8 protein-coding genes are annotated in these 9,864 nt (G+C 62.0%); 1 reads left to right on the plus strand and 7 read right to left on the minus strand.

The features are described from left to right. From FEM54_RS14995 to FEM54_RS15025, 7 genes are all read right to left on the minus strand, one after another. On the minus strand, positions 1–493 hold a 493-nt coding region (locus tag FEM54_RS14995; RefSeq protein WP_171045844.1), incomplete at its 3' end, for a molybdopterin-dependent oxidoreductase. Then, entirely contained in the window at positions 493–810 is a 318-nt protein-coding gene (gene nirD, locus FEM54_RS15000; RefSeq protein ID WP_017134764.1) for a nitrite reductase small subunit NirD, read from the minus strand. The genes FEM54_RS14995 and nirD, both read right to left, overlap by 1 nt. Continuing rightward, complete coding sequence (gene nirB, locus FEM54_RS15005; protein WP_138451662.1) at positions 807–3,260, minus strand: nitrite reductase large subunit NirB; 2,454 nt, start codon at positions 3,258–3,260, stop codon at positions 807–809. Before nirB ends, nirD begins: the two co-directional genes overlap by 4 nt. 232 nt (positions 3,261–3,492) lie before the next feature. Then, positions 3,493–5,163 carry a bifunctional protein-serine/threonine kinase/phosphatase gene (locus tag FEM54_RS15010; protein WP_138451665.1) on the minus strand — a complete coding sequence of 557 codons (1,671 nt, stop codon included), beginning with the start codon at positions 5,161–5,163 and terminating at the stop codon, positions 3,493–3,495. Beyond that, positions 5,163–6,374 carry a nitrate/nitrite transporter gene (locus FEM54_RS15015; RefSeq protein WP_058422064.1) on the minus strand — a complete coding sequence of 404 codons (1,212 nt, stop codon included), beginning with the start codon at positions 6,372–6,374 and terminating at the stop codon, positions 5,163–5,165. Before FEM54_RS15015 ends, FEM54_RS15010 begins: the two co-directional genes overlap by 1 nt. 183 nt (positions 6,375–6,557) lie before the next feature. Beyond that, positions 6,558–7,133: an ANTAR domain-containing response regulator gene (locus FEM54_RS15020; protein ID WP_053257467.1), complete on the minus strand. Its 576-nt coding sequence runs from the start codon at positions 7,131–7,133 to the stop codon at positions 6,558–6,560. A gap of 13 nt (positions 7,134–7,146) precedes the next feature. Continuing rightward, the gene (locus tag FEM54_RS15025; protein WP_099548803.1) at positions 7,147–8,373 is read right to left on the minus strand and encodes a CmpA/NrtA family ABC transporter substrate-binding protein; all 1,227 of its coding nucleotides are present in this window, start codon (positions 8,371–8,373) and stop codon (positions 7,147–7,149) included. 288 nt (positions 8,374–8,661) lie between these two features. On the opposite strand from FEM54_RS15025, the gene sctC reads away from it, so the two are divergent. Then, positions 8,662–9,864, plus strand: a 1,203-nt coding sequence (gene sctC / locus FEM54_RS15030; RefSeq protein WP_138451664.1) for a type III secretion system outer membrane ring subunit SctC, incomplete at its 3' end; no start/stop codon positions are given.

Genomic DNA, 9,864 nt, shown 5'->3' on the forward strand with positions numbered 1-9,864 from the left:
ACAGCTCCAGGTCTTCATAGCTGCACGGCGGCGCATCGGCGCCCAGGCTGCGCTTGTAGCCGACCACTGCCGAAGACATGCACAGCCGCGAATTGCTATCGATATTGTTGGTGCCCACCAGCGCGCGGGCCAGCTTGTTGAAGCTGTAGTAGTCCTCGGTCAGCAACTGGCCAGAGATGTAAAACGCCACGCTGTCCGGTCCATGTTCGGCAAGGGTGTCGGCGAACACGTTGGCCGCGTGGTCCAGGGCGGTGTCCCAGTCGGTGCGGGCGCGGGACAGGCCTTTGCCCAGGCGCAGTTCCGGGTACAAGGCACGGGCGGTCAGGTCGCCGGTCAGGTGCAGGCTCGAACCCTTGCTGCACAACTTGCCGAAGTTGGCCGGGTGGTTCGGGTCGCCTTGCATACCCAGGATCTGCACCCCGTCATGCTCGATCAGCACGCCGCAACCCACGCCGCAGTAACAGCAGGTGGACGCGGTGGTCTGGCGGTTCATCAACCGGCGTCCCGCAGGGCCAGCATCACCCGGCCGTTTTCTACGCGGGCGGGGTGATGATGGGCGCAGCCGATGTCCGGCGCCTGGGCTTCACCCGACGCCAGGTCGATCTGCCAATTGTGCAGCGGGCAGGCCACGCGCTTGCCGTAGATCAAGCCTTGGGACAGCGGCCCGCCTTTGTGTGGGCAGCGGTCATCGAGTGCGAAAACCTCATCGTCACTGGTACGAAAAATCGCAATATCGCCTTTTGGCCCATTGATGATGCGCGAGCCCAGGGCGTTGATTTCATCGAGGGCGCAGATATCCAGCCAGTTCATGCCGACACCTCCAGCTGTTTGACGGGGATGACCTCGAATTCCTTTTTCAGCAGCGGCTGTTCCAGGCGTTCTTTCCACGGGTCTTGTTCGAATGACAGCGAGAATTGCAGGCGCTCGTTGAGGGCCTGGCGCCGGGCCGGGTCTTCCAGAACGGCTTTCTTGATGTGTTCCATGCCTACCCGTTGCAGGTAATGCACGGTGCGCTCGAGGTAGAAAGCCTCTTCGCGATACAGCTGCAGGAACGCGCCGTTGTATTCACGCACCTCTTCGGCAGTTTTCAGCTTGACGAAAAACTCCGCGACTTCGGTCTTGATCCCGCCGTTGCCGCCGATGTACATCTCCCACCCGGAGTCGACGCCGATAATGCCGACGTCCTTGATGCCCGCTTCAGAGCAATTGCGTGGGCAACCGGACACCGCCAGCTTGACCTTGTGCGGCGACCACATATTGAACAGGTCGTGCTCCAGTTCGATGCCCAACTGCGTGGAGTTCTGCGTGCCAAAGCGACAGAACTCGCTGCCTACGCAGGTCTTTACGGTGCGGATGGATTTGCCATAGGCGTGGCCGGAGGGCATGTCGAGGTCCTTCCACACACCGGGCAAATCCTGTTTCTTGATGCCCAGCAGGTCGATACGCTGGCCACCGGTGACCTTGACCATTGGCACGTTGTACTTGTCGGCCACATCGGCAATGCGCCGCAACTCCGACGGATTGGTCACGCCGCCCCACATCCGTGGGACTACGGAGTAGGTGCCGTCTTTCTGAATATTGGCGTGGGCGCGTTCGTTGATCAGGCGCGATTGCGGGTCGTCCTTGGCCTCGCCGGGCCAGGTGGAGATCAGGTAATAGTTCAGGGCCGGGCGGCAGGTCGCGCAGCCGTTGGGGGTGCGCCAGTTCAGGTAGCTCATGGTGCCGGCGATGGTCAGCAGGTGCTGGTCGCGGATCGCCTGGCGGATTTGCCCATGGTTGAGGTCGCTGCAGCCGCAGATGGCTTTTTCGCTTTTGGGTTTGACGTCGGCGGCGCCGCCCACGGTGTTGATCAGGATCTGTTCCACCAGCCCGGCGCAGGATCCGCAGGAGCTGGCGGCTTTGGTGTGCTTCTTCACATCGTCAACGCTGAACAGCCCGTGCTCCTGAATCGCCTTGACGATGGTGCCTTTGCACACGCCGTTGCAGCCGCAGACTTCAGCGCTGTCGGCCATGCTCATGGCTTTGTCCTGGCCTTGGTGGCCGACATCGCCTAAAGCATTTTCGCCAAACATCAGGTGATCACGAATCTCGCCAATCGCGTGGTTCTCACGGATCTGGCGGAAATACCAACCACCGTCGGCGGTATCGCCGTACAGGCACGCGCCAACCAGGATGTCGTCCTTGATCACCAGCTTCTTGTACACGCCGCCAATCGGGTCGGAGAGGGTGATGGTCTCAGTGCCTTCGCCACCCATGAAATCCCCGGCGGAAAACAGGTCGATACCGGTGACCTTCAGCTTGGTCGAGGTCACCGAGCCTTTGTAAGTGGCAAAGCCCAACTGGGCCAGGTGATTGGCGCAGACCTTGGCCTGTTCGAACAGCGGCGCCACCAGGCCGTAGGCGATCCCACGGTGGCTGGCGCACTCGCCGATGGCATAGATGCGCGGGTCGTAGGTTTGCAGAGTGTCATTGACCAGAATCCCACGGTTGCAGGGGATGCCGGATTTCTCTGCCAGTTCGGTGTTGGGGCGGATGCCGGCGGCCATCACCACCAAGTCGGCGGGGATGATGTCGCCATTCTTGAACTGCACCGAGCCGACACGACCATTGCCGGCGTCGTGCAGGGCTTGGGTTTGCTCGCACAGGCGAAACACCAGGCCACGGCTTTCCAGTTCGGTTTGCAGCAACTGGCCGCTGGTTTTGTCCAGCTGGCGCTCCAGCAGCCATTCGCCGATGTGCACCACGGTCACGTGCATGCCGCGCAACATCAGGCCGTTGGCGGCTTCCAGGCCGAGCAGGCCACCGCCGATGACCACCGCGTGCTTGTGGGTCCTGGCGGTGTCGATCATGGCCTGGGTGTCGGCGATGTCGCGGTAGCCGATCACACCCTGCAAGGTATTGCCGGGGATTGGCAGGATAAAAGGCGTCGAGCCGGTGGCAATCAACAGACGATCGTACTCGGCCTCGCTGCCGTCCTCAGCGATGACGATGCGTCTTACGCGGTCGATCTGCACCACTTTGCGGTTGAGCAACAGCTTGATGTGGTTGTCCAGGTACCAGTCGAGGTCGTTGAGCACGATCTCTTCGAAGGTCTGCTCGCCGGCCAGCACCGGTGACAGCAGGATGCGGTTGTAGTTGGTGTGGGGCTCGGCGCCGAACACCGTGATGTCGTACAGGTCGCTGCTCAGCTTGAGCAATTCTTCAAGGGTGCGAACCCCGGCCATGCCGTTGCCGATCATCACCAGTTTGAGTTTCTTCATGTCGTTCTCCGCAATGGCTCGACAAATCGTGCGCAAACAAAAAAAGGCGCCCCCACCAGTTACCTGGCGAGGACACCTTTGTCCGGTCCCGTTCTCTCGGGAAGCTCGACCCTTCGACGTTGAAGGGGCGGCTATATGTGAGTTGTTGATGAAGCTAATGCAGCGGTTGTGCCAAGTCGCCGGACGCCCGTTTTATTGGGATTCCCATCGATATTGCGTGGGAATTCGCCCCCTAGTGGTGCAGCAGCCAGTACAGCAGCACCAGATTGACCAGCAGCGAGACGGTCGCCAGGGTTTGCCAGACCTTGAGCGGCTCGCGCTCCAGCAACGGTTTGGGTCGTACGCTCAATTCACGGCGGTCGGCCTGTTCCAGCACCAGCAACCATTCCTCGGCGGTTTCATAACGTTCTGCGGGCTGTGCGGCCACAGCGCGTTCCAGGCTCAACGGCAACCAGTCCGGTAAATCGGGGCGGTAACGACTGGCGCTGACGGGCTGGGTGAAACGTGGCCGCTGGAAAGCTTCGATTTCACCGTAGGGGTAATGCCCGGTCAGCAGGTAATAGAGCGTGACACCGATACTGTATAAATCCTGTTGCGGCGTAGGACGTTCGCCACTGAAGGCTTCGGGCGCGATAAAACTTGGGGTGCCGGGCAGCAAATGGGCGCGGTCCTCGGAAAGCCCCGGGCAGTAGGCCAGGCCGAAATCCAGCACGCGTAATTCGCCATCATCGCCCAGCAGCAGGTTTTCCGGCTTGATGTCACGGTGCAGGATCTGCCGTCGATGCAGAAGGCCCACTGCCCGCAGCAAACGCTCGGCAATGGACTGCCATTGCGCCAAGGGCAGCGGGCCTTGCTGCTGGAACAGCTGCGCGAGGGTCTGCCCCGAATATTCACGCATCACGTAGTACAAATGCTGACGCCCACTGGCCGCATGCACTTCAGGAAACGCGCGCCCGGCCACTCGTCGCAGAAACCATTCTTCCGACAGCAAGGCTTGGCCGGCGTCGTTGTCATCGTCGCGGTTGAGCGGCAAGGTTTTCAACAGCCAAGCTTGTTGCTGGGCATCGCGCACGCGGTACAGCAATGACTGTCGGCTTTGCGCCAGCAGGCTTTCAACCTGCCAGCCTTCAAAGCGTTGCCCGGCCTTCAGGGGCGGTGGCAGCGGCCATTGCTGCAACTGCACCAGCGCATCGCCCAGGGTCGCGGCGCCTAGCTGGTCGATACGCACCAGCAGCGCGCTGGCATTGTCCTGGCTGGCGGCCAGGTGTGCGGCACTGACGAGCGTGTTCACCGCCACATCGAGATTGGTTTGTTCGCGCAGGATCGCGCTGATGCTGTGGTCGCCCAACGTGGCCCACACGCCATCGCTGAGCAGCAGGAAGCACTCGCCTTCGCGCAGTTCACCGTCGAGAAAGTCCAGCACCAGGTGCTGATCCAGGCCGAGGGCGCGCTTGAGCACATGCTGCATGCCCGGTTGTTCCCACACATGGTCTTGCGTGATGCGCTGCAACTCGCCGTCCAGCCAGCGATACACCCGGCAATCCCCCACATGCGCCAGGGTGAAGCGCTGGCCGCGAAATACCAGGGCGCTGAGGGTGGTCAGCAGCGGCTGGCCACCGCCGTTGGCCTGCAACCAGCGGTTCTGTGCCAGTAACAGTCGCTCCAGTGCCTGGGCCACGCCCCAGGTTTGCGGCGTGGCGTAGTAGTCCAGGGCCAGCGCCTGCAAGGTTGAACGGGCGGCCAGGCCACCGTCGGCGCATTGGCTGACGCCATCGGCGATGGCGCACAGGTAACCCTTGCTTGCGGCCAGTTCCGGCATGGGCGTGACCACCCGCAGGGCGTCCTGGTTTTCTGCCCGCGGGCCGATGGCGCTGGCCTGGGCGACGCTCAGTTGCAGGCTCATCAGACGCGTGCGGCGGTCACGGCGGCCGAGCCCCACGTGGTTCTCCAGCGACGCTTGACGCCGTGCAGGCCGAACCAGGCCAACACGCCAAGGCTGGCAAATAACCACAAGGCCAGCTGATAACTGCCGGTGCTCTGTTTGATCGCGCCCATGCCTGCCGCCAGAGCAAAGCCGCCAATGCCGCCCGCCATGCCGATCAGGCCGGTCATCACGCCTATTTCGCGGCGAAAACGCTGGGGCACCAGTTGGAACACCGCGCCATTACCTGCACCGAGGCCGAGCATGGTGCAGACGAAAAGCGCCAGTGCGGCGTAGGAACTTGGCAGGTTGAAACCCACGGCGGCGATGCAAATCGCTGCCACGCCGTACATGCCGAGCAGGGTGCGAATCCCACCGAAGCGGTCGGCCAGCGCGCCGCCCAATGGGCGCATCAAGCTGCCGCCAAACACACAGGCGGCGGTGTAGTAGCCGGCGGTCACCGGGCTCAGGCCGTACTGGTCGTTGAAGTAGCCGGGCAGGGCGCTGGCCAGGCCGATAAAGCCGCCGAACGTCACGCTGTAGAAGAACATGAACCACCAGCTGTCGCGGTCGCCCAGGGCTTTGAAATAGTCGGCCATGGACTTGGCTTTCGGGCGCTCGGGCGCATTACGCGCGAGCCACGCGAACACGATCAGTGTCAGCACCAGCGGGATCAGCGCGAAGCCGAACACATTGCTCCAGCCAAATGCGGCGGCCAGTACCGGCGCCAGCAAGGCGGCAAACACGGTGCCGGAGTTGCCGGCGCCGGCAATACCCATGGCCTTGCCTTGGTGCTCAGCCGGATACCACTGGGAGGCCAAGGGCAGGGCGACTGCAAAGGATGCACCGGCCATGCCCAGGAACACGCCCAGCAACAGCGCTTGCTCGTAGCTATGGATGCCGAGTTTCCAGGCGCCGAACAGGGCGGCGATCACAATCACCTGGCCGATCAGCCCGGCGGTCTTGGGTGACAGCTTGTCGGCCAGCATGCCCATCAAAAAGCGCAGCACCGCGCCTGCCAGGATTGGCGTGGCCACCACCAGGCCGCGTTGCTGGGTGGTCAGGTGCAGGTCGGCGGCAATCTGCACCGCCAGTGGCCCCAGCAGGTACCAGACCATGAAGCTCAGGTCGAAATACAGGAACGCGGCAAACAGGGTCGGGGTGTGCCCGGATTTCCAGAAGCTTGATTTCATCACGCACCTCAACGGTTGGGGGTCTTGTCAGAAGGCCTGTTGGCCCCAATCGCCGGGGCCAAAACGAAAAAAAACGCCGCCATCGAGTTCGCGAGTGCAAACCGGATGGGCGACGTCTTTGTCGTAAAAGGGGCAACCGCCGTTGGCTACCTGTAATAAGTGCTTAGCAAGAGCTGCGCCAGTTCAGCCGAGCAGCTCACTCATGGCGATGATCTGCTCGGCCACCTGGATCAATTTCTGCTGGCGGCTCATGGCCTGGCGGCGCATCAGGGTGTAGGCCTCTTCCTCATTGCAGTGCTTCATTTTCATCAGCATGCCCTTGGCCAACTCGATGCGCTTGCGCTCGGCCAACTGTTGGTCACGGGCCTGGAGCTGGGCGCGCAAGGCCTGGTCGCTTTCAAAGCGGGCCATGGCCACGTCGAGAATCGGCTGCAGGCGCTGGGCCTGAATGCCTTCGACGATGTAGGCGCTGACCCCTGACTTGATCGCCTGGCGCATCACATTGGGGTCGTGCTCATCGGTGAACATCACGATGGGTCGCGGCTGGTCGCGGCTGACCAGCACCACTTGCTCCATCACATCGCGACCGGGTGACTCGGTATCGATCAGGATCACGTCCGGGCGCACCGTTTCGACGCGCGCCGGCAAGTCGATGGTCAAGCCGGACTCATCGATCACCTCGAAACCGGCCTCGGTCAAAGCGGCTTTGAGGCGCCCGACCTTGCGCGGGGTGTCGTTGATCAACAGGATTCGTAACATAGTCGTGGTCCTGTCAGCGCAGTGCCTGGCGGCTGGTAAGGTCCGCCAGGGCATGCAGGCGGAAGCTGCGGGCGTAGGCGGCGGGGTCGGAGCCGTCCCAGATCTTGCCGTCGATCAACAGGCTGCTGCGCATGTCTTGGGCGTTGGCCGGGACGCCAACGGCAGTCGCGGCCTGGCGATACAGGTCCAGTTGCTGCACCTGGCGAGCCACGCCCAGGTAGTCCGGGTCTTCGCGCAGCAGGCCCCAACGTCGAAACTGGGTCATGAACCACATGCCATCGCAGAGGTACGGCAGGTTCACCTCGCCATCAGCAAAAAAGCGCAGGGCGTGCGGGTCTTGCCACTGGTTGCCGAGGCCGTCGTCATAAGCCCCCAGCAAGCGGGGTTCGATGCAGTCGAGCGGGGCATCGAGGTACTCGCGAGCGCTGAGCAGTTGTGCGGTGGAGCGGCGGTTTTCCTGGCTTTGTTCGATAAAACGGCTGGCCTCGAGGATCGCCATAACCAGTACGCGGGCGGTGTTTGGGTAGTGATCGACGAACGCCTGGGTGCAGCCGAGCACTTTTTCTGGGTGGTTTGGCCAGATCGACTGGGTAGTGGCCAGGGTGAACCCCTGGTTTTGCTTGACCGCGCTGGCGCACCAAGGCTCACCGACACAAAAACCGTCGATGCGCCCGGCTTGCAGGTGCGCGATCATCTGCGGTGGCGGCACCACCACACTGTCTACATCTTGCAACGGGTGAATGCCTTGGCTCGCCAGCCAGTAATACAGCCACATGGCGTGGGTGCCTGTGGGAAATGTCTGGGCGAACGTCAGCTTTGTTCGGCTTTGGTGCACGTGGCGGTCGAGTGCCTCAGGAGTGGTCACGCCCTGCTGTTGCAGGCCGTGGGACAGGTTGATGCTCTGGCCGTTCTGGTTGAGCCCCATCAGTACCGCCATGTCGGTGGGCGCCACGCCGCCAATGCCCAGGTGTACGGCATAGATCAACCCGTACAGGCTGTGGGCGGCGTCCAGTTCACCGCTGACCAGTTTGTCGCGCAGGCTGGCCCAGGAGGATTGGCGCTTGAGGTTCAGCGTCAGGCCGTAGGGTTGGGCAAATCCCTGGGTGGCGGCGACCACCAATGAAGCGCAGTCGGTGAGTGCCATGAAACCCAGGTCCAGGCTGCTCTTTTCCGGGGCGTCACTGCCGTTGACCCACGCCAGTGGGGTGTTCACCGGGCTGTTGCCGACCGAGTCGTTCATCAACACCTACCTTTTCTGTCAAAAAAAAAGCATCGCTCCTTCGCATGGCAGTACAAGCCATTGCCGGGTAACGACGCCTTTGTCTGTAAGCCTGCTCCGACGTTGGCGCGGGCTTTGATGCAGAGTCCGTAGCAAGGCACATGCCACGGGGCGGCGGATGGAGCCTGCCGTCACCTTTCCATCAAGATTGAAACTCGAGTGCCTTTCAGTATGGCCGCTTCTTTGCGCCCGACTGCCAGGAACACCCAAGTTGCCTATCGATTCACCGACCCTGATGAGCTATCACCGATGAGCTCTCCCTGGCTATGCCGCTGGCTGCTGTGCGGTGCGTTGCTGTGGGCCAATGCCTGCGCCTGGGGCGCAAGCTACGAAGCCCGGGATGAAAGCCTGCATACCTTTTTCAGTGCGTTGTCGCATTCTTTGGGGGTGCCCGTCGTTGTCAGCCGCGAAGCGGCGCGTAAACGCATTTGCGGCACCTTCGATCTGGAGGCTGCGCAGCAGACCCTCGCAACCGTCGCCGAGCAGCAGGGCCTGATCTGGTACAGCGACGGGCAGGTGCTTTACCTGTATGACGCCAGCGAAGCAAAAAGCTCGGCGGTTGCGCTGCGGCACATTCCGGTCGACAGGTTGCGCGGGTTCATGCGCCGTTCGGGGCTTGATGAATCACGTTATCCGCTCAGAGAGAGCGGCGCGCGCACGTTCTATGTGTCCGGGCCACCTAATTATGTGAACCAGGTGTTGCACCTGGCCCAACTGATGGACAGGCCGCGCACCGAAGTGCGTGTCGGTAAACAGGCCTTCGGTGTGGTGCAGGTGTTCAACACCCATGTGGCAGACCGTCAGTACGTCATGGGTGACGACAAGGTCAATGTACCGGGCATGGCCACGATGATCGAGAACCTGCTGGCTATCGAGCAGAAGGATGCCAGGCAGCGCCCTCCGGGTTTGCTGGCTGACAAGAGCCTGTTGGTGATGGCCTACCCGGACTCCAACAGCTTGCTGATCAAGGGCAAGCCTGATCAGGTCAAGGTGATAGAGGAACTGGTGGCGGAGTTGGACAAGCCCAAGCGACCAATCGAAGTGTCGCTGTGGCAGATCGATGTAGACCGTAGAGAACTCGACAAGATGGGCGTGGCCTGGGCTCAGGAAACCGGCACCGGAGCCTCCGTGACGCGGGTGCTGGAGCCCTTGGATGACAGCCGTTTGATGGCACAGCTCGGTGTTCTTGAGCGGCGACGCAAAGCCAGGATCACCGCGTTCCCCGTGCTGCTTACCCAAGAGAATGTTCCAGCGGTTTTCCAGGACAAGCATACTTTTTACCTGCCCAAGCCTGGTGCTGACAGCGGCAAGTGGGAGCCCGTTGGGTATGGCACCGAAGCCAGCGTGCTACCACGCTTTGCGGCAGCGAATCAGATTGAAATGCAGCTGACCCTTGAGGATGGCCGTCAACTGGACAGCAAACTCGAGCCAGGCTCGGTCGGGGCAGTAGGG

The sequence above is a fragment of the Pseudomonas edaphica genome (genome assembly GCF_005863185.1).
GTDB classification, from domain to species: Bacteria; Pseudomonadota; Gammaproteobacteria; order Pseudomonadales; family Pseudomonadaceae; genus Aquipseudomonas; species Aquipseudomonas edaphica.